Below are 21,011 nucleotides of genomic sequence, written 5' to 3' on the forward strand. Positions count from 1 at the left end.
GGTAGGGCGGCGGGCTTTTGTCCCAGGTCGCACTGCCGCCATTGGTTTATATCGCGCTCATCGTCGACTACCTCTGGAACGAATTTGACCGCCCCCTCGAACGATTCAGGCCAATCCGCGCTAACCAATACAATCCAAACAAGTCAATTTCCCTTAGCGGGTATTAGTGCAGGAATGCCCACAGAGCCCCTTCCACCTTCAGAGTTCAGTTTGTCGAGAGACAAGAGGCGCTCAATCGGAGATTCCGAGGAGCGCGTTTCCTTCAACAATGTCATTTCCCTTTCAAGGATGAGCACGCGCTTCTCCAGGTTCACGAGATGATCCCCGTGCAGGTCATCTATCCCGTCGAGCGCTTGCTCCCAGAGTCGCCATTTTGCCAAAAAGCGTTTCAGCATCGTAATCTCCTGCATAGGCTCAAGTTCTGGGAAAGTCGCTAGGCGACTTGGGCGATAGGAGAAGGCACTTGCACCGCAACCTAAGGTCGGTTGCGCCAATCGACCCCGCATCCGGTCCTCGAGAGTGGCATCAAAGGTTGCGTCGAGTAGCCAGTGGCGACTTTTCGGTTGATGCTCACGCCCGTATTGCGGACCAGCACTTGAACAGCGCGCTTGCGTTCACACCTCCAAAACCGAACCCATTGGTGATCGCGTAGTTCATTGGGACCGAACGGGCCTTGTGCGCGACGATGTCTATACCGTCGCTTGCCGGATCGGGCGCGTTCAGGTTCAACGTTGGTGGCGCGATCTGGTTTCTAAGTGCCATGATCGTAAAGATGGCTTCCAGCCCGCCAGCCGCACCGAGAAGGTGGCCGGTCGCGGACTTCGTGCCGCTCACCGCCAGACCGGACCCTTTCCCGAACACCGTCTTGATCGCCTCGATTTCCCCGCGGTCACCAACAGGGGTCGAGGTCGCATGCGCATTTAGGTGCTGGATCTCTTTCGGGGTGATGCCCGCCTGTCTGATCGCAATCTGCATCGCTCTTGCGGCGCCTGACCCGTCCTCGGGACCCGAGGTGATGTGGTGGGCGTCGGCCGTAGTGCCGTAACCGACTAGCTCGGCTAACGGCTGGGCGCCGCGCGCAAGCGCATGGCTCAAGGATTCGATCACCAGCATGCCGGCGCCTTCGCCCATGACGAAGCCGTCACGCAACATGTCGAATGGTCGTGACGCCAGCTCGGGTGTGTCGTTAAACCCCGATGACAGCGAACGCGCTGCGGCAAAGCCGCCAAGGCTTACAGTGTTCATGCAGGCTTCCGTGCCACCGCAGATCGCGATATCGGCCTCGTTTCCACAGATGAGCCGCGCGGCGTCGCCGATGGCTTGTACACCTGCCGCGCATGCCGTCACCGGCGCCCCGAGCGGACCTTTGAACCCATGTCGGATCGACACCTGACCCGCTGCCAGATTGACAAGGAACGAGGGGATAGTGAACGGCGACAGGCGCCGCGGCCCCTTTTGGTCTACGGTCCTGACCGCGTCGGTTATGGCCGGAAAGCCACCGATCCCCGACGCGATGATCGTTGCGGTCCTCAGGCGGTCTTCTTCCGAGGTGGGCTTCCAGCGCGCTTGCGCCAGCGCCTCTTCGGCCGCCGCGAGTGCGAACAGAATGAAACGATCAATCTTGCGCTGATCCTTCGGCGGGAGGACCTTGTCGGGGTTGAACCCCGCGTCGGCGTCCTCATCCATCGAAGGAACGACACCGCCCACCTTGGCAGGAAGATCGCTGACGATGTCGTCCGGCAGACGGCGAATGCCCGACTTGCCAGCCAGAAGCCTGCTCCAGGAAGTGGTTACATTGGCACCGAGCGGGCTAACCGCTCCCATGCCTGTGACGACGATACGGCGCATGACGACTCCAAGATGTACTGCATGGTATTGCGGGATCAGGACGGGCGTCGTCCTAATCGTCGCTGAGCGGGGCGAGGCGCTTGACCTCGTTTGCGGCCGCTTCGAGCAAGCGGTTCGACAGATTCTCGTCGGTCACGATCCGGGAGAGCGTGACGGCGCCGACCATCAGCGACAGGACGACCATGGCCTTTTCGTCCGGATGGGGTTCGCCTTGCTCCGGCATCAGTTCCTCCAAAACCTGGAGGTGGGCTTTTATGCCATCCTGGAAGGGTGTCCGGATTTCCGGACTCTGACGAGCCGCGTCCGCCCCGAGTGCCACGAGTGGGCATCCGTCCGCGGTTTCGCCGCGATGACCGGCCGAAAGATAGAGATCGATGACGGCTCGAAGTGGATCGGAGCTCGAGGCTGCGACGGATGACCATCTGCGCGTCGCGCTCTCCATTGCCCGTCTTGACGCAAGCGCGGCCAAATCCTCTTTGGACTCGAACTGCTTGTAGAAGCCGCCCTGGGTCAGACCGGCACCTTTCATCAGATCCTTGAGACCAATCCCGTCAAAGCCGTGCTCGCGAAAGAGCCTGCTGGCAGCGTTGATCACCGCCTCCCGGTTGGCTTCGGCTTGGGCACGAGTGACTCTCATGATGACCTCCTTTTAGATTTCATTTGACATCTATATGCGATTTAGAGTTAGAATGCAATCTATTCAGAACGCGTCGACCGTCAAGAAGGGTCACCACATGAAAACGAAGTTTATTCTCTCTTCGGCGGCTGTCCTCGTCGGTGTGGGGGTTGCGACCGCAGCTTTTGTCTTTTGGCCCAATGAGACGGTCGCGATAGCTGCGGATCCTCGGACCTCTGTCCCCTTTGTCAGCGTCATTAAAGCGAGAACGCCGGACGCCGTGGCACGTAGCTTTACCGGAACCATAGCCGCACGTGTGCAGAGCGATCTCGGCTTCCGCGTTCCGGGAAAAATCGTTGAACGGTTGGTGGAGCTCGGAAACGAAGTGCGGGCCGGGCAACCGCTGATGCGGATCGATGAAACAGATCTTCGTCTGGCCGTCGCCGCCAAACGCAACGCGGTTGCGGCCGCCAAAGCAACCTTTATTCAAGCGCAGGCCGACGAGAGGCGCTACGCGGAGCTCGTCAAGAATGGCCTGGCGGCGTCTCCGCAGAGGTACGAACAGTCCAAGACTGCTCTCGATACCGCGACAGCGCAGCTTGCCGCGGCAGAAGCTGAAGCGAAAGTTGCAGAAAACGAGGCGACATACACGCTCCTTGTGGCAGACGCCGACGGCACTATCGTCGAGACACTTGGCGAACCCGGCCAGGTCGTATCAGCCGGTCAGCCAGTCGTCAGGCTTGCCAAGGCGGGCGCGCGTGAAGCGCTGGTCTGGATGCCGGAAAATATCAGGCCTCAGATCGGTGCCCTTGCCCGCGCCACCGTTTATGGCCGCGACGCGGAAGAAGGGGCGGTCCTGCGGCAGATGTCTGCTGCTGCGGATCCTCAAACCCGCACCTACGAAACGCGCTGGGTATTACAGGGAGCAGCCGCAACTGCGCCGTTGGGTGCAACGGTGACGCTTAGAATACCGAACAAGGACGCTCAGCTTCATGCCGAGGTGCCTGTCGGCGCCGTCCTGGATGATGGCACCCGGACTGGCGTCTGGGTGGTCGATGCGCAAGCGTCGAGCGTTCACTTTCGTGAAGTAAAGGTCGAACGGCTCGGCGAAGAAAACGCGATCGTGACGAACCTAAATGCCGGCGAGGCGGTAGTCGCGCTCGGCGCGCATCTTCTGACCGAGGGCGCGACCATCCGCACCAGCGTCGAAAAAGCAGAGGCGGCGAACTGATGAACTTCAATCTTTCCGCGCTCGCCGTTCGTGAGCGGGCGGTCACCCTGTTCTTCATCGTCTTGCTGGCTGCAGCGGGCGTCTACGCCTTCGTCAAGCTGGGACGCGCGGAAGATCCATCGTTCACGATCAAGACGATGACCGTCACGGCCGTCTGGCCGGGCGCGACCGCCCGTGAGATGCAAGACCTGGTCGCTGAACCGCTTGAAAAGCGTATTCAGGAACTCACCTGGTATGATCGGGTGGAAACGACAACCCGCCCCGGTTACGCATTTTTGACGGTCACCCTCAAGGACAGCACGCCGGCGAGTGCTGTTGAAGAGGAGTTTTATCAGGCCCGCAAGAAACTCGGCGATGAGGCGAGAAACCTGCCACCCGGTGTGTTCGGGCCCTTCGTCAACGATGAATATTCGGACGTAAGCTTTGCCCTTTATGCGTTGAAAGCCCAAGGCATGCCGATGCGGGACCTCGTGCGCCAGGCGGAAGGTATCCGGCAGGATCTCCTGCATGTGCCAGGCGTCAAGAAGATCAACATTTTGGGGGAACGGCCCGAGCAGATTTTCGTCGAATTCTCGTTCGCCAAGCTCGCCACGCTCGGTATCTCGGCGCAGGACATCGCAGCCGCCCTTCAAAATCAGAACAGGGTCACGCCAGCCGGCTCTATCGACACGCGCGGGCCGCAGGTCTTCATCCGTTTCGATGGCGCCTACAACAACATACAAGCGATCGCCGATACCCCGATTGTCGCGGGCGGCCGCACGCTGAAGCTTTCCGACTTCGCTCACATTCGCCGTGGCTACGAGGATCCTGCGACGTACAGCATCCGCCATGAGGGCGAGCCTGCCATCATGCTCGGCGTCGTCATGCAGTCGGGCTGGAACGGCCTGGAGCTTGGCAAGGCGCTCGAGGAAAGATCAGCGGCGATTGCCCAGACCCTCCCACTCGGCATGACATTGGCGAAGGTCAGCGATCAGGCGGTCAACATTCAAGAAGCCGTCGGCGAGTTCATGCTCAAATTCGCCATGGCACTTGGTGTCGTCCTGTTCGTCAGCCTCGTCAGCCTTGGCTGGCGGGTCGGCATCGTTGTTGCCTTGGCCGTGCCACTAACACTGGCCGTCGTCTTTCTGATTATGTTGGAGACGGGCCGCTTTTTCGACCGCATCACGCTCGGTGCGTTGATCCTGGCGCTCGGGCTCCTTGTCGATGATGCCATCATCGCCATCGAAGTGATGGTCGTGAAAATGGAAGAAGGCATGGACCGTATCAAGGCGGCGGCCTATGCCTGGAGCCATACGGCGGCCCCCATGCTGTCGGGTACGCTCGTGACAATCATCGGCCTGATGCCGGTCGGCTTTGCCAGATCCACGGCCGGTGAGTATGCCGGCAATATCTTCTGGGTGGTCGGCTTTGCTCTGATCGTATCCTGGATTGTCGCGGTGTTTTTTACGCCCTATCTCGGTGTGAAGATGCTCCCCAACATCAAGCCGGTCGGCGGTGGTCACGCGGCCATTTACGGCACACCGAACTATCAGCGCCTGCGCGCAGTCATCGAGTTTGCGGTGCGTCACAAGTTCATGACATGCGCCGTCGTCCTCGTCGCCATGGGTGTTTCCGTTGTGGGCATGGGCGCGGTGAAGCAGCAGTTCTTCCCGACGTCGGACCGTCCCGAAGTCCTGGTCGAGGTTCGACTGCCCGAAGGGACAAGCATCGAAACGACCACCGCCACGGTCGCAAAACTCGAGCGTTGGCTGCAGGAGCAACCCGAGTCGAAGATCGTTACCAGCTATATCGGCCAGGGCGCGCCGCGCTTCTTCTTTGCCATGGCGCCTGAACTGCCGGATCCGGCATTTGCCAAGATCGTGGCGCTCACCCCCGATGCCGAGGGGCGCGAAGCGCTCAAGCATCGCATGCGCACCGCCATCGCCGAAGGCCTCGCTCCGGAAGCATCCGTGCGCGTCACACAGCTCGTGTTTGGACCCTATACCCCGTTTCCGGTTGAGTTCCGGATCATGGGGCCTGATCCCCAGAAGCTCTATCAGATCTCGGAGGAAGCGCTTGTCATCATGAAAACCGTGCCGGACGTTCGTCAGGCAAACCGCGACTGGGGCAGCCGCACCCCCGTGCTCCGGTTCATTCCGGACCAGGAACGCCTCAACCTCATCGGGCTTTCCCCGGCTGAAGCCGCGCAGCAGATGCAGTTGCTGCTGACCGGGGCTCCCATCACCCAGGTCCGCGAGAACATCCGCAATGTCCCGGTGGTTGCCCGCAGCGCTGGCGAAAACCGGCTCGATCCCTCGAGACTGGCGGACTTCTCGTTGATCAGCAGGGATGGCCGGCCGATTCCGCTCGATCAGATCGGCCACTCTGAAATCCGCTTCGAGGAACCGCTCATGAAGCGCCGTGACCGCACGCCGGTCATCACCATCCGGTCGGATATCAATGAGGCGACGCAGCCGCCGGAAGTCTCCCAGGAGGTGATGATGGCCCTGCAGCCCCTGATCGCCTCGCTGCCGGTCGGATATCGCATCGAGATGGGTGGCAATATCGAGGAATCGCTCAAGGCAAACGTCGCGCTTGTTCAGATCTTCCCGGTGATGATTGCGGCGATGCTGATCGTTATTGTCCTCCAGGTTCGCAGCCTGTCGACGATGACCATGGTCATGCTGACGGCGCCGCTCGGTCTTGCTGGCGTGGTGCCGACATTGCTCCTCTTCAACCAGCCCTTCGGCTTCAACGCCATTCTCGGGCTGATTGGGCTGGCGGGCATTCTTATGCGAAACACCCTCATCCTGACCGAGCAGATCAAGGAAAACCAGGCTGCCGGCCTGGACGACTACCACGCGGTCATCGAAGCGACCGTGCAGAGGACGAGGCCCGTCATCCTGACGGCGCTAGCAGCGGTTCTCGCCTTCATCCCGCTCACTCATTCGGTCTTCTGGGGATCGATGGCCTATACGCTCATTGGCGGTACGGCCGTCGGCACGGTGATGATCCTGCTGTTCCTACCGGCGCTTTATGCGGCCTGGTTCCGGATCAAGCCGACGGAGCAGCAGACGCATGAGCATGCAGGGGAGAAGGCTCCGCAATTGCAGCTCGCGAACGCCGCGGAGTGACCACATGTTCAAATTGTGTGTAGCCCTATCCCAAAGTGCTGCGAAGGAGAACGTCGACGGTCCAGCATCGAGGATCCCTAATCTTCGGCCGGCGTCGCCTCGACCCGGACCCGGGACCCAGGAGTTCAGCGGCCATTCTTCCTCAGCTTCGGATGGCGGGGCTTCTTTTCCCCCTGATAGTTTGCGCGCGAACCTCAGGTCAAAAGCCGACGACGCGCTGGTCGGGGTGGCGGGATGCGCGGAGCCGCACGCGGCGCGGTTACGGTATTAGTCGGACAAAATAGAAAATAGGAGGCAGCTGTGCCCGAACAGAAAGTAGTCGTAATAGCCTGGGTGTGCGGCAGGCTTCGACAGCTCCCACGACGCGACGTTCGCCGCGGCCAAGGTGACCGGGCGTTCTCTCGTTTGTAGGACGCCCCATGCCGCCGAAGGATGTCGGCGACTTCGAAGGCAGAGCGCACCCGACTATTCGTCCGGCGGCGTCACCTCCAGGCGCAATCGGTCGAGCGGGCTCGTCGTAGAGCAGATGGTGACGCGTTTGGAAAGACCGGTCGCTGCAACGGCTGACCGGCAAGCGGCGTTCAACACTGTCGCCTCGATAGGTTTGCCGGGATCACGTCCCGGAAACAGGAACGATTCTGGACGCGCCAGACGCCAATAGCTGCGCAGAATTCCCAGCAACTCGACAGACAGCATGACATAGCGGGCTTTGCTGCCTTTGCCATGACGGACATGGATCACCATCCTGGAGCTGTCGATATCCTCCACCTTCAACCCACAGACTTCCGCGACCCGCAAACCCGCCGCATAGGCGCAGGTCAGCGCCACCCGCGCCTTCAGGCTGGAAACCGCCTCGAGGAATTGAACGACCTCATCCGCCGACAGAACAACTGGGAGTGTGCGCGGCTTGCGCGCATACGGGATCCGCTCGGGCACATCATTCTGGCCCAGCGTGATGCCGTAGAAAAACCTGAGAGCGCAGACGATCTGGTTCAGCAATGCCCAGGATATCCCTGTCGAGACCAGATGAACCTGGAAGGCGGGAAACATCCTCAAGCTCAAGCCGATCCGGTGACCGACCGAAATAGCGGCTGAACTTCTGAACGGCGTTGATGTAGGATCGCTGGGTTGCCGGAGACAGATTGCGGACCGTCATGTCCTCGATCATCCGGCGGCGAAGAGGGCTAAGCTCAGCCATCTGGACCTCCTGTCTGAAGGGTGGGTTGCAACACCACCATCCCATCAGTCAGGAGGCTCCGGTCAAAGTCGGCCCCATTCGCCGCGATAGCGGCTTAGTTCAATCCACTTTGTCAACAGGACCTCCTAGAATCTTAAGGCAAGCCCGAGAATTGGACCCTGCTGGACTGCATCAAACACGAATCCATCGTCTCTATAGTTGACGCCGAGCGCCCTGTAGCCGGCAATCGCCGAAATCCGATCGTTGAATTCGTAGCCGACGCCCAGGGCAATGTCCCAGTCGATGTCAGCCCCACCACCGCCGACCAGTCCCCATCCCGTCAGGTAGACTTCCGGGGTGAGGGAATACTTGCCGCGCAAGCCGACTATGCCGTCAACCCAGGTCGCGCCATCGCTCCTTTCAATGCCGCCAAGGAGGCCGCCATTGAAGCGGATCGTTGTGTCCACCGACCAGACCCTTATGCCGCCAACGACGTCCAGATGTCCCTGCGGCGTATCGATGACGGCGTATCCGGCGCCCAATAGTCCCGAGAAGGTCTCAGAGGTCACATCGACGCTGGTCGCCAAGATGCCGCCGGGCGTATCGCCATCGGCTCCAAGCTTCGTGTAGAAGATGTCGCCGATGACGCTGAAGCGACCATTCCGTGCCTCTCCCGCCGCCATGAAGGCGAAGTCGAGATTTCCGAGAATGTCATCGAAGTTGGCGTCCATGTTCACGGTCGGGAGGCCGAATTGCGAGGTTTCACCCGACAGCCCTGCCATCCAAAAATAGGGTGCGACCGAGAACGACCATCCGCCCTGGCTTTCGACCGTCTGCTGATCCTGGGTGAGCAGAGGAGAAACGTCGGCGGCAAGGGCACTGCCGCCAATCAGCGCCGCGATTGCTGCCGACAAACCGAGTTTGATGTAGCTGTTCATTGGCTGCCCCTTCAGTTTCGGTGCGCGCGACACGCCGGATCACGGTCCACGCTCTGTTTAAACCCGCAGTCGATCGCGATCTTCTGCTTGCTGCCCGACTGGCCCGCTAACCCGCTGACGTGGTTGGAATAGTTGTCGCGGGTCGCTTGATCGACAACCGCGACTGGCGCGGCGAGAATCAGGCCCGCAGCGCTGCCGGCTGCCACCGCAACTCCTGTCGTCCCGGCTATGAGGTGATCGCCAAGACCCATCTTGCTGTCCGTCAGCGTCTGGCCTTCGGAAATCCGGGCACCGATCAGTTGAACCACTTGTGGCGATTCTGCGAACTTGCCGTGATGCATGCTGTCCCCGGCCTTCACCTTGGTCAGATCGATGACAGTAATGTCGTTGTCCGCCAGCTCCTGCTTGTAAGGGGCCTGCTCCGGATCAATCGATCCCAGTCGGGGAATGTCGCCCCAGACCCGACGCGAAAAGGCCAGCGCCCGGTCGTCCTGCGACACGAAGAGGGTGAACTGCGGGTGCTTGTCGCCCATGTCCTCGATCTGCGAACGGAACACGTCGACGTCGACGTCGGGAGCTGCGAGCATCACGTTCTTGAACTTTGCCGGCAGGCGATCGTTGCGGATGGCCATCTGGCGAAGCGCTTCCAGCGTCAGCCAGTTACCCATCGAATGAGCAAGGATCGACACTTCTTTCACCTCCTTGTCCGCAGCCAGATACTGGAACAGCGATTCCAGCGCATTGCGGGTGTAGTTGGTGCTTTCGCGATCGTAGCCATAGGCCAGCAGGCTACCCCGCGACGGCCATGTCACCAGGACGGGCGCGCTTTTGACCCCGGAATCATGGACGATCTGCGCAAAACGGTAGACGGAGTCCTCGAAGCGATTGTTGAACCCGTGGATGAACACGAGCACGCTGCGGTCTGGGCTCTTCCTGACCGAGGCATTCAGCCACGTCTTGGCTTCGTCCTTCGTCAACTCGTCTGCTTTCAGGGTTGCAAAGTCGGTGACCGGATTGGGGGGAAGCTTCTTCGGCCACGCCACGTCGCCTACCTTGCGAACAGGAGGGATGGATACGGTGATGTCCGCAAACGTTGGAGCTCGCGCCCGTTCACCCGTGAACATTTCGCCCGGCGTTTCCGAGCGGCCACGTGTGGTCGTAATCAGCATATCCACTCGGCTTGCATCGGCTGACGTCTCGGCGACGGGCGTCAGCACTCCCTTGGGATGGCCGCCGCATCCGGAAATTATGACCAGTGGCAGGCAAAGGATTAGCCGCTGCAGGCGGCCTGTTGAAGCGGCACGTGCATCGCCGATATCTGAATTGGTCAAAACGCCCCCAAATTTCCTCTGATATCGCTCTAGCAATAATAGACGCCGACGGCGCAGCGCCGCACGGTTCTGCGCGCAACGCCCGCGACGCTCACAGGTGTCAACGGGCGACCGACGCGAGCCTCAGCGGGCTTCGCAACGCTGTAGATCCCCAGGATCGATATCTGCTCCGCGGCATCAATCGCCGGAAGCAGCAGCGCCGCAAGAAACAGAATTGCTTTCAGTTTCCCTAGCATGGTCATTTTCCGTCTCCCATGGTCAAGTGATCGGGCAGTTCGTCGATGTTGGCAAGATCCGTCAGGTCGACCTTCCTGGCGTCGGTCTTGTTGACGAAGCTGTAGTCTTGTGCCGCGACGTCGACACTGGTCTTCCAATCAGAAATCTGAATGCTGTATTGTGGAGCCTCGTCGATCTGGCTGGCTGTGATCACGTAGCGGCAGGGACGGGGGGTGTCCCCCTGCGCAATCCAGATCTGCCAATCGACGTCTTTCGCTCGGAAGGCGAGGTGGTCGCATTCGACACCGCCGATCACGCCGCTGCCGAGGTCCTTCACGTCAGTCACACCCTCTAGCAGACTGTCATAGGCGTCGGGCAGCAGCAGGTCCGCTCCCGGCACTGGCTTTCGAAGTTTTTCGCGCATCTCGTCGACAAGATTTTCGACTGTGCCGGGAACTTCGACTTGGGTGTAGAGGTTGGTGTCCTTGCCGAAGATCGTCACGGTCTTGCCGTCGAAGACCATTTCGACATTGGCAAATCCGCCTGACCGCGTGGCGCGCAGTTTGTCCGGCCGCCCCAATTCGATCTTGCCGGAACTCGCCAGCAGCAGTTTCTGATGTTCTCCTGTGACGACTTCCAGGTTTGAGTCGTAGGTGAACGAGATCGCCTTTTGCGAAGCGAGATAGTCTGACATCGCTTTGAGGAGGTTCTTGGCCTCGGCTTCCCCCGCCATAGCTCCTGGTGGCGCCATTAGCCCCAATAGTAAACGAGAACGAGCTGTGGTTGCTAAGAGCATTAGTCGTATTTTTGCTGTTCATTGGCCTAGTCTCTGGCTTGCATGGTCGGACTCGGTCGCCGTGGCGGCCTGCACCGCAAACTGTAAGTGCCGCGGACGCCGAACACCCGTAACCTCTTGTAGGTTCTATGCGGCCCAAGCCGTAGCATCTGCTTATTGCGAAGGCGCTTGGGGCGATGGTGCGGAGGCCAATAGCTTCGCTTCCACTTCTTCTGCGCTCGGCACAGGGAGTCCCGCTTTGCGAAGCGACGCGATCATGCGGACGTTGTCTTCCGGCTTGATGTTACGCTTTCTGTGTTCTTCGATGACATTCGAAATATAATCTGGACGCATCTTCACGAAGATCTCTCCTTCGCGCCTCGCATCATCCAAAAACCCAGCCTCGGCGTATATGGCGGCTGCCACGAGGTGAAACATCGGAAACTTTTGTAGATCCGTCTCGCGGATGAGGCTCACAGCTTTATCGTGATCGTTCAGCATGTAGGCCGCGAGCGCCCTGGCCCCGGGGTAATAGCTTGCGCCACCCGGATTGAGCGAAAGCGCCTGGTCAAGAAAGTCTGCGCCGCGCTGCCACTGGCCACAGATTGCAAGGCGCGTTCCAAACTCTCCCAGAAGTTCGGTGTCGTTTGGGTTCATTGCCAGGGCCTGCTCGCCAACTTGGAGCGCCTCGGTAAGTTGTTGGTTGAAGTACAGTGCGATCATCAAAGATTGAAGAGCACGGGTGTTTCCCGGTTCCAATTTGATCGCCCGCCGAGCAGAGCGCAATGCCCGCTCAAGCGGCGTCGATTGACCGGGCCTGAGGTTGAAACGAAAGCGGTCCTCATCGAGGTACACGATGGATGACATTGCCCATCCGGTCGCATAGGTCGGATAACGGGCCACCGAGCTTTCAAGACAGTCTCGGGCGGCCAGGTGGGTCTCTGGGCTCAGTTCCGCACGATAGGCGTAGAAGCGAAGCGTGCAGTCGTAGACGTCGAGATCGTCGGGAGGAGCGCTGGCGGTCTGGGCTTGCGCGATGATGCCGTAAGGTTGAGCAACAGTGGTCGCAACTTTGCTCGCGACGTCGGATTGGATAGCAAAAAGTTCGCGGCTGGTCAGGTCGTCGTCGTAGTTCTGCGACCAGAGGATTGCTCCGTCAGATGTGTCTAACAGGCGAGCCGTCACCCGCACCTTGGAGCCGGTTACCCGGACGCCGCCCGCCAGCAAATAACGAGCGCCCAACTCGCCACGGATTTCAGAAGCCCCAACCTCTGGGGAAAGCGACTTCGCGGTCTCGCGACCGAAGACCTTGATTTCCTTGAACCGTGGGAGATCGGTGAGCAGCTCCTCAGTCAGTCCGGCCGTATAGAGCTGCGTCTGGGGATCGCCCCCGAGATTTGCGAAGGGTGCGATCACCAGCGTCGGCTCGTCGGGGGCTTTGGCGCCGCCGGCCCGCTTTGCCGCCTTGATCACATGGTCGCCAGCCCACAACGTGAGCGTGGCCAAGCCTGCAACGCCGAAAAGGAAGGCAACAAGCGCGGTCCGCCGAATCCGTGACGGAGATCGGTCTGCCTGTTCGTCATGCTCGCGAACGGTCTCTATCTCGGGGCGCGTTGATGCCGTGCCATTCCAGGCGAACGAAGGCGCATAATGCCCTTTCGGAATATCTATTCTGATGGGGTCTTGCAGGCCGGCGACGAGATAATAGCGCTCGAGCGTGCGCCTCAATCGCCCGGCCTCGATGCGAACGACAGGGTCATCTTGAGTGAAGTCTTCGTTGCGTTTGAACACCTCGATCGCGATCGTGTATCCCTTCAGGCGGTGCGCGCGCCCCGCTAGATGGCTGTTGAAAAAAGGATCTGGCCTGAAGGCTTTAGCCGTGATTCATTGGCTTCGTGAGTTTCGGGGTTGATGGATGCGCGGCGGCGATGTGAGGACGGGTGAACTCTTCAGCCATGTCGATCTGGAGGATCGAGTTCGTCGTGATCATCCGCTGCGGGCAGTCCGGCAGATCGTGAACGACGCTCTGGTTTTCTTGGAACGGGAGTTTGCAGCGCTCTATTCGCCGATCGGGCGGCCATCGACTGCGCCTGAGAAGCTTCTGCGCGCCATGCTTTTGCAAGCCTTCTATTCGATCCGCTCGGAGCGGCTTTTGATGGAGCGGCTGGAATACAACCTTCTGTTCCGCTGGTTCGTCGGCATTGGCATTGACGATCCAGCGTGGGACCATTCGGTGTTTTCGAAGAACCGCGACCGGTTGCTGGAAGGCGACATCGCCGCGAAGTTCCTCGGTGCGATCCTTTCGCAGCCCAAAGTAAAGCGGCTGCTGTCAACGGACCACTTCTCTGTCGATGGCACGCTGATCGAGGCCTGGGCGTCGATCAAGAGCTTCAAGCCGAAGGACGGCCCAAGGGGCGATCATGGCGAACCACCTTCGGATGCGGGCGGTCGGAATAAGGAAGCAGACTTTCATGGCGAAAGGCGTTCCAACGAGACGCATGCTTCAACGACCGACCCAGACGCAAGACTTTATAAGAAGGGCAAAGGCAAGGAGGCCAAGCTGTGCTTCATGGGGCATGGGCTGCTGGTCGATGCCTATCTGACAGAGGCCAGCGGATATGCTGAACGGGTCGCGGCGCTGCACATGATCGAACCTTTCGCCGACCGGCCACAAGCGATCACGCTGGGTGCCGACAAGGCCTATGACACAAAGGACTTCGTCCAAGATTTGCGTTCGATGAAGGTGACGCCGCATGTGGCGCAGAATGTTAATGGTCGCCGCTCGGCCATTGATGAACGCACGACGCGCCATTCCGGCTATGGAGTCAGCTTGCGCATCCGCAAGCGCATCGAGGAGGCGTTCGGCTGGATCAAGACCGTCGCGGGGCAGGACAAGACGAAGTTCCGTGGCCGCGACCGCGTCGGATGGGCCTTCACCTTCGCGGCCGCCGCTTACAATCTGGTACGGCTACCGAAGCTGATAGCGATGCTGTCATGAGCGCGGCCAGAAACTGCCGCCTGATCGGCCGCTGGCGGATTGTCGAGGCCGATCTGTGGGGTCGGGATTATCTCGACCTGGTCGAGCCCGCCACAATCACCATCAGGGCCAACGGTCATGGCGAGATCGCCTTCGGTGCGATGCAAGCGGGCCTCGATCTCGCCTACAGCACGTCCATGGTCTCCTTCACATGGGCAGGATGCGACGAAATGGACGAAGTCTCAGGTGACGGTCATGCCGAATTGCTCGACAGCGGCTCGATCGAGATCACTTTCGCTTATCACAACGGCGACGAGGCCATTCTAAAGGCCAAACGGGAGACTTCTTCTGCTAGGGCTTCCTCGACGACATAAGCGAGAAAAGCCGCACCGCGGCCCGTGCGTGGAAACTCCGGACTGGAAACGACGCGCGTGAGCTGGACCCGAATCTCCGCCGGGCTTGGCAGTGACCCTGTCGCGTCCGCGCACCCGTGTGCCACAGAGGTGTCCATCAAGTGCTCCCCACCAGGCCCGCTAACTCGCGACAATCACAGATTTAGTTAGCGTCACTTGGTGTAACCTACGCCGCGAACAGCGGCTCGTCTAGGTCATCGCGGCGACGTAATCCCGCGTGCGCTACCGACGCAGATGGTTGTCGAGTGAGCTTGTCATCGGCGGTGTGGGTCCAGGCAACGTCAGACGCGACCATCGGGAGACAACTGTGGTTTCAGGGAGGAATACTGGCTTTCACATCCGCGGCCAGGTCTGAGATTCGCAGACGATCTTCAGAACACACCCCTTCATTTTCAAGGCATTGCCCGAAATAGCAAGAGAGCCGTCATAGGTTTTGTTTGCATCGGGATCCGTTATCTTCCCTGCATATTCGCCGTCCCTGCCGTGGAAGGTGCCGATCTGCTTGCCTGCGTGCTTGCCAGATTTCAAAGTGATGCAATAGCCTCCTCCGCAAGAGGCGATGGCGGCGGTGTCGCCCAACTCTGTCTTCCAGTTGCCAACGATCGGATCGTCTGCGTGGGCGTTATTTGCAACCAGGGTGAGTATCGCGGCTATGGTGAAGATACGCATCATGTTTTCCTATGAACGGGAAGTTCTGCTGCTCTGAACCTACACCGCGCTTGCCGCCTCCTGCCCGTAACATCTGGTAGGCGCTGTAGGTGAAACTATGTTCATCGTCTGAACGGTGTAGGGCAAGCGGCTTTCCGCTACACTGGAACTGTAACATACGGTGCCTATGCGAGAGTATTGGTGCATCATGTGAACCCAACGAAAGTTCGTTTGTCAGGCCGCTCCGATCCGGCACTGGCGTTGGGGGCCACTCATGGGTTGCGACGTCTCTCTCGTGAAACGATGTTTCGCTGACCGGACCAGCCTGATCGATGAACTTGCTGCCCGCGACGAAAGTTTCCGCGACTTGTGCGATGACTTCGCCACCGCGGATCGTCTCCGACTGTCGTTCAACAAGGCTGCGGTCCCCAACGGGGACGAGCGCCTTGCCGAATATGTGGAACTCGTGAACTGCCTCAGGGACGAGATAGCGACGGTCCTCGACAACGCTGTCATTGTGCCGTTTCCTCGCCAGAAGAAAGGAGGAGGCGGCCGTGGTAGGGGTGTTGGATACTGTAAGATACTTTCCTTTCGCCAAATCCCATAGAGCATCTCGACTTGGCCAACGCCTTGGCCATCGGCCCGGGACGGCCGAGCTCAACAGTGTTTTTGATCGGACTGGCAATGACCAACAGACATGTAGTTTTTGCGGCGATCCTGACTATCGCAGCGTTCACTTCCTGTTAGTACCTCGCCACCAGGCCAATGAACTGGACAATTGCGTCCAGGGTTCCAAAGCTGCCCTACAGCTCGGGTCGTTTCGACAACTGATCGAATAAGAAAGGGATAAGAACATGCTGACGAAGAGAGATCTGCTTCGATCCACGGCGGCGATCGCCGCCGGCGCCGCGATTGCGAGGCCAAGCCTCCTAATGGCGCAGAGCACCCCCGGTATCATCGAGGCCAAGGACATCGCCGAGGCAGGTTTCATCTACGGCCTGCCGCTCGTGATGAACTATGCCATCATGTACGAGTACGCGGTGGATCGCAATTCGGGGCAGTTCAAGGCGCCGTTCAATGAGATCAAGAATGAGCCTAACGTCTTCACCTACAAAGATACGGCAATCGTCACGCCCAACAGCGACACGCCCTATTCCTTCGCCTGGCTGGATTTGCGGGCGGAACCGGTGGTGCTCTCGGTGCCAGCGATCGACCCGAAGCGCTACTACTCGGTCATGCTCTGCGACGGCAATACCTACAATTACGGCTATATCGGCACCCGAGCCACAGGGAGCGAGGCCGGCGACTACATGGTCGTGGGGCCCGACTGGACGGGTGACACCCCGGCGGGCATCAAGCAGGTGTTTCGTTCGAGCACACAGTTTTCTCTTGCGGGTTATCGCACCCAGCTTTTCGGCCCGGATGATCTCGACAACGTCAAGCAGGTGCAGGCCGGCTACAAGGTGCAGATGCTCTCTGCCTATCTGAAGCAGACGCCGCCGCCGGCGGCGCTAGCTATCGACTTCCCAAAGATCGACAAGGAACTGGTGAAGACCAACTTCTTCGACTATCTCGACTTCGCGCTGCAATTCGCGCCGGCGCAGGAAAATGAGAAGGAGATCCGCGCCAAGCTGGCACGCATCGGCGTCGGGCCAGGCAAGACCTTCAATTTCAAGGACCTAACACTGGAGCAGAAACTAGACTTCGGCCTTGGCATGAAGGAAGGACAGCGGAAGGTCGACGAGGCCGTCGCCAATGTCGGCAAGACGATCAATGGCTGGCGGGTTAGCGGCCTTCCAGGCGACAGCGCCCACTACAATGGCGACTGGATGAAGCGTGCCGTCGCCGCTCAGGCCGGCATTTATGGGAACGACCCGGAGGAAGCGACCTATCCGTTCACGCGTGTTGACAGCGACGGCCAAACGCTCGACGGCAGCAAGCACAACTACACGCTGACGTTCCCACCTGGTCAACAGCCGCCGGTGAACGCATTCTGGTCGCTGACCATGTATGACGGCAAGTCTCAACTCCTGATCGAAAACCCGATCAACCGTTACCTCATCAACTCGCCGATGTTGTCGGCCATGACGAAGAACGACGACGGTTCGCTCACGCTCTACATCCAAAAAGACAGCCCCGGCGCAGACAAGGAGGCAAATTGGCTGCCTGCGCCCGATAACACGATCTATCTCGTGATGCGCCTGTACTGGCCGAAGACGGAAGCGCCATCCATCCTGCCGCCGGGGGAAGGGACGTGGGAGCCGCCCGGCATCGTCGTGGCGGGATAATTTCCTCGCCTCATCGATCTGGCTGGCGCCTCTCTCTTGGCCGTCGCGCTTGTACTGGCCGAAGACGGAAGCGCCGTCCATCCTGGGGGATGGCACCAAAGGCCAGCACCGTTCCGTAGCTTGCTGTGACCCTTCTATCTGCTTCTCCTCTTTGTCGCTTAAACCAAGACCCAACCACGATCAGATCTCGAAGCTCCCCGACGGGCGCCCGCGATGCGAGGTCATGCCGACTTGCACGCCACACACCAGACGGCCAGCGTGAGATGTCCCGCGATAACAGGCCAAAAGGCAATTCCGGAGATGCCGTGACGGAGCCATGCGAGTGCGAGGATTGCGACGACGGCGAGATTGTAGAGAAGCATCGCCGTGACCATTCCTTTTGCCGCCTTGCCTTCCACATCGTTTCGCGCCTGCCAGCACGCGACGGCCAAGGCGAGGACTGCCCGCCCCGGCTACCCGGGCCACTGTCAGGCCAATAACGGCATCCGGTGCTGCCCCGAGCAGTACTTCGACCAAGAGTGAGGGCATCACAATCAACGACAAGCCCGTCGCGGCTTCGACCACCCCGTGATCGAAAGCAATAGCCTTTCATGCGCCCCCATAGTTCCCGGCATGTCGTCTCCTAAACGCCTCGGCACTGCGCCGTGCCACGGTTTGGGCCTCCTTGAATCTACTGGCCGAGTTTGAAGGTCAGCTTTTCGATCTTGCCGGAGAATTTGAACGGAGCGTCGTAGCGATATTCGATCATGGCTACGCCTGTGCGTGTGTCCTGCCCGACATCAAAGCTTTCGTCCTCCGGAAACGTGACCGGGATCGTGTGCTCCAGCGCGTTTGTCGCCACCTGCTTGCCGTCCACCGACAGGACGCCGGTACCGCCCTTGCCGAGGCCGGGACCATCGGACTTGAACTCGAAGACGATCTCATGCTTGCCGGGTTCCAGTTCCGGCCCTTCCCACATCGTGCGCTTGAGATCGAGAAGGTTGTAGAGAAACACCACCTTGCCGCGCCCGACGCCGAAGTCGCCTTTGCTAAGGAACAGGCCGTAGCCACCGAACCGCCCGCCCTCTGTAACGATCATGCCGTCAGCGCCGCCCTCGGGTATCTCGATCTCGGCCGTGATCGTATAGGACTTGTTCAAGATGCTTGGGGCAGCACTGGGCGGCACGCCGCTCAGTTGACCCGAATAGGTAAATTCAGTTCGCCCGGCTGTAAGGTTCGGGCGCGGCGTGTTCCAGCGGGCAAGCGTCGAATTGTCCAGTGGCAGCACGTTGTACTTCTTCGCCTCGGAGTAGAAGAGGTCCTGCATCTGCTTGAGCTTCTCGGGCATCTTGCTAGCAAGATCGTTGAACTGGGTGGGATCATCGTCGACGTTGTAGAGCTCCCAGTTATAGCCGGATATGACGTCAGGCGGCGTCGCGGTACTCAGTTCCCATGGGCGGGTCGCCGGCGTTGTCGCCGCCACCCAGCCATTGTCGTAGATGGCGCGATTGCCGAGCATCTCGAAGTATTGCGTCGTGTGTCGGGTGGGGACGTTGGCGTTTGCCTTGTCCCACGTATACTTCATGCTCACCCCCTCAACCGACTTCTGCACGATGCCGTTGATTGTCTCCGGCGCGGGAATGCCGGTCGCCTCGAGGATGGTGGGCACGATGTCGATGACGTGATGGAACTGGCGGCGGATGCCGCCGACATCATTGATATGGCCGGGCCAGGACATCGCCATCCCTTGCGAGGTTCCGCCAAAGTGCGACGGCACCTGCTTCACCCACTTGAAGGGCGTGTCCATCGCCCATGCCCAGCCTGCAGCAAAGTGGGGGAAAGTCCGCTCCGATCCCCAGAACGGATACCAGGGCAATTGGTCCTTCACCGGCACTGGGATGCCATTGAAGGTAGTGAATTCGTTAGGCGTGCCGTTGAGCATGCCTTCGGCACTCGCCCCGTTGTCGCCACCGATATAAATGATCAGGGTATTGTCGAGTTCACCGAGATCTTCGACGGCCTGAATGACCCGGCCGATCTCGTTGTCGGCATAGGCGAGGTAAGCGCCGTAGACATCCGCCTGCTTGATGAAGAGCTTTTTCTCCTCAAGGCTTAGCTTATCCCACTCCGGCAGCTCTTTCGGCCACGGCGTCAGCTGAGCGTTCTCGGGCATGATACCGAGCCGCTTCTGGTTGGCGAAGATCGTTTCGCGCAGCTTGTTCCACCCCTCGTCGAAGAGGTGCATGTCGCCGATCTTCTTCACCCATTCCGGGGTGGGGTGATGCGGTGCATGCGTGGCACCCGGTACGTAGTAGACCAGCCAGGGCTTGTCGGGTGCAATCTCCTTCAATTGCTTCATGTACTGGATGGCCTCATCGGCCATGGCGGTTTCCAGGTTCCAGCTCGGATTGCCTTCAAAGGGGTAGATGGCCGTCGTGTTGCGGTAAAGGTTCGGTTGCCATTGGCTGGCGTCACCGCCCACAAAGCCGTAGAAATATTCAAAGCCCATTCCGTTCGGCCATTGATTGAACGGCCCAGCCTGGCTCGACTGATAGGAAGGTGTGTTGTGATTCTTGCCAAACCACGACGTCGCGTAGCCATTCTCCTTGAGGATCGTGCCAATGGTGCCCTTCTCAATCGGTATGATCGAGTCGTAGCCTGGATATCCGGTAGCGATCTCGCCCACCACGCCGGCACCAACCGAATGATGGTTTCGCCCCGTGATCAACGCTGCCCTTGATGGGGAACAGAGCGACGTCGAGTGGAAATTCGTGAAGCGTAGGCCCTGGTTGGCGATGCGATCCATCGCAGGCGTGGGAATGACGCCGCCGAAGGTGCTTGGTGCCCCAAATCCCTGGTCATCCGTCATGATCAGCAACACGTTCGGCGCGCCTTTTGGCGGCGTGACGCGCGGAGCCCACCAAGGCTGAGATTCCGAGGCCTTCTCCTTAATCACCCCACCGAAATTCGGCGTGGGGGGCGGAAGCTGCTTGCCGTCCAGCGTGATCGTTGCTCCAGGTGCCCCAGTTACCGTCTGCGCGAATGCCGCCGCACAGCCAAACCCGGTCAACGCCGTGAAACCCAGCGCAGCAACCACGCCACGAGAAATGCTTTTTATTCCATAGCGACGCATGAAACCCCTCCTCTTGGCCAAGCGGAGCAGCGTCTACCAAGAAGTACGAACCAATGTCCGCTCGTTCAGCCACAACGGTCGGAAACCAGAAGGCGCCAGGCCAGAAGAAACAGGAGCAATCGTTGGCAGCGCTTCCATGCCGGGACGCTTGCAACCCTGAGAGGGTGCCTGATTACCGAGCACCTGCATAGCAAAATACCGCATGATACGCATGCCATCGGCGGCAAAGGTCCGCTTAGGGGTCGTCATTGAATTCCCTGTGGCCCAACCGCTTCTCGGAAGTAGGTTCTGAGGTCCTATGAGCAGCCTACATGCTATCGATATCGCG

General features: G+C 59.7%; 16 protein-coding genes and 2 pseudogenes. 5 read left to right on the plus strand and 13 right to left on the minus strand.

Features of this window, described 5'->3' with window-relative positions; all coding sequences use genetic code 11:
* Positions 1-143 precede the first annotated feature (143 nt).
* From ACN9MO_RS29325 to ACN9MO_RS29335, 3 genes are all read right to left on the minus strand, one after another.
* The gene (locus ACN9MO_RS29325; RefSeq protein WP_113133940.1) at positions 144-395 is read right to left on the minus strand and encodes a hypothetical protein; all 252 of its coding nucleotides are present in this window, start codon (positions 393-395) and stop codon (positions 144-146) included.
* 175 nt (positions 396-570) lie between these two features.
* On the minus strand, positions 571-1,848 hold the full coding sequence (gene fabF / locus ACN9MO_RS29330; RefSeq protein ID WP_113480194.1) for a beta-ketoacyl-ACP synthase II: 1,278 nt from the start codon (positions 1,846-1,848) through the stop codon (positions 571-573).
* 52 nt (positions 1,849-1,900) lie between these two features.
* Entirely contained in the window at positions 1,901-2,485 is a 585-nt protein-coding gene (locus tag ACN9MO_RS29335; RefSeq protein WP_425987311.1) for a TetR family transcriptional regulator, read from the minus strand.
* A 97-nt stretch (positions 2,486-2,582) separates the two neighbouring features.
* Between ACN9MO_RS29335 and ACN9MO_RS29340 the strand changes: the two genes are divergently transcribed.
* Positions 2,583-3,695, plus strand: coding sequence for an efflux RND transporter periplasmic adaptor subunit (locus ACN9MO_RS29340; RefSeq protein WP_112995114.1), 1,113 nt, complete (start codon positions 2,583-2,585; stop codon positions 3,693-3,695).
* Complete coding sequence (locus ACN9MO_RS29345; RefSeq protein ID WP_112995115.1) at positions 3,695-6,808, plus strand: efflux RND transporter permease subunit; 3,114 nt, start codon at positions 3,695-3,697, stop codon at positions 6,806-6,808. The genes ACN9MO_RS29340 and ACN9MO_RS29345 overlap by 1 nt, the downstream gene beginning before the upstream one ends.
* 325 nt (positions 6,809-7,133) lie before the next feature.
* Here ACN9MO_RS29345 and ACN9MO_RS29350 read toward each other — a convergent pair.
* The 7 genes and pseudogenes from ACN9MO_RS29350 to ACN9MO_RS29380 all read right to left on the minus strand — a co-directional run.
* Positions 7,134-7,269 (minus strand): annotated as a pseudogene (locus ACN9MO_RS29350) (IS91 family transposase); the annotation flags it as partial.
* A 4-nt stretch (positions 7,270-7,273) separates the two neighbouring features.
* A pseudogene (locus ACN9MO_RS29355) lies at positions 7,274-8,006 on the minus strand (tyrosine-type recombinase/integrase).
* Between the two features lie 125 nt (positions 8,007-8,131).
* A complete protein-coding gene (locus ACN9MO_RS29360; RefSeq protein ID WP_112995116.1) occupies positions 8,132-8,923 on the minus strand; it encodes a hypothetical protein in 792 nt (263 codons plus the stop codon).
* Positions 8,924-8,934: 11 nt separating this feature from the next.
* Positions 8,935-10,206 carry an alpha/beta hydrolase gene (locus ACN9MO_RS29365; protein WP_375374120.1) on the minus strand — a complete coding sequence of 424 codons (1,272 nt, stop codon included), beginning with the start codon at positions 10,204-10,206 and terminating at the stop codon, positions 8,935-8,937.
* A 77-nt stretch (positions 10,207-10,283) separates the two neighbouring features.
* Positions 10,284-10,496 (minus strand): hypothetical protein, encoded by a 213-nt coding sequence (locus tag ACN9MO_RS29370; RefSeq protein WP_112995118.1) that lies wholly within the window; start codon positions 10,494-10,496, stop codon positions 10,284-10,286.
* Positions 10,493-11,221: a DUF2092 domain-containing protein gene (locus ACN9MO_RS29375; RefSeq protein ID WP_425988277.1), complete on the minus strand. Its 729-nt coding sequence runs from the start codon at positions 11,219-11,221 to the stop codon at positions 10,493-10,495. The genes ACN9MO_RS29370 and ACN9MO_RS29375 overlap by 4 nt, the downstream gene beginning before the upstream one ends.
* Positions 11,222-11,419: 198 nt before the next feature.
* The gene (locus ACN9MO_RS29380; RefSeq protein WP_425988280.1) at positions 11,420-13,129 is read right to left on the minus strand and encodes an adenylate cyclase; all 1,710 of its coding nucleotides are present in this window, start codon (positions 13,127-13,129) and stop codon (positions 11,420-11,422) included.
* Positions 13,130-13,160: 31 nt separating this feature from the next.
* Here ACN9MO_RS29380 and ACN9MO_RS29385 point away from each other — a divergent pair, with 31 nt between their 5' ends.
* On the plus strand, positions 13,161-14,243 hold the full coding sequence (locus ACN9MO_RS29385) for an IS5 family transposase (protein ID WP_425987314.1): 1,083 nt from the start codon (positions 13,161-13,163) through the stop codon (positions 14,241-14,243).
* Complete coding sequence (locus ACN9MO_RS29390; RefSeq protein WP_112995121.1) at positions 14,240-14,596, plus strand: hypothetical protein; 357 nt, start codon at positions 14,240-14,242, stop codon at positions 14,594-14,596. The genes ACN9MO_RS29385 and ACN9MO_RS29390 overlap by 4 nt, the downstream gene beginning before the upstream one ends.
* A 372-nt stretch (positions 14,597-14,968) precedes the next feature.
* On the opposite strand, the gene ACN9MO_RS29395 is transcribed toward ACN9MO_RS29390, so the two are convergent.
* Positions 14,969-15,307 carry a DUF2147 domain-containing protein gene (locus tag ACN9MO_RS29395; protein ID WP_112995123.1) on the minus strand — a complete coding sequence of 113 codons (339 nt, stop codon included), beginning with the start codon at positions 15,305-15,307 and terminating at the stop codon, positions 14,969-14,971.
* A gap of 830 nt (positions 15,308-16,137) precedes the next feature.
* On the opposite strand from ACN9MO_RS29395, the gene ACN9MO_RS29400 reads away from it, so the two are divergent.
* Complete coding sequence (locus ACN9MO_RS29400) at positions 16,138-17,571, plus strand: DUF1254 domain-containing protein (protein WP_112995124.1); 1,434 nt, start codon at positions 16,138-16,140, stop codon at positions 17,569-17,571.
* A gap of 221 nt (positions 17,572-17,792) precedes the next feature.
* Here the strand turns inward: ACN9MO_RS29400 and ACN9MO_RS29405 are convergent, their stop codons facing one another.
* The gene (locus ACN9MO_RS29405; protein ID WP_425987317.1) at positions 17,793-17,945 is read right to left on the minus strand and encodes a hypothetical protein; all 153 of its coding nucleotides are present in this window, start codon (positions 17,943-17,945) and stop codon (positions 17,793-17,795) included.
* Between the two features lie 296 nt (positions 17,946-18,241).
* Positions 18,242-20,683 (minus strand): arylsulfatase, encoded by a 2,442-nt coding sequence (locus ACN9MO_RS29410; RefSeq protein WP_112995125.1) that lies wholly within the window; start codon positions 20,681-20,683, stop codon positions 18,242-18,244.
* Positions 20,684-21,011 lie beyond the last annotated feature (328 nt).

The sequence above is a fragment of the Ensifer sp. R-19 genome (genome assembly GCF_049905105.1).
Taxonomy (GTDB): domain Bacteria; phylum Pseudomonadota; class Alphaproteobacteria; order Rhizobiales; family Rhizobiaceae; genus Ensifer.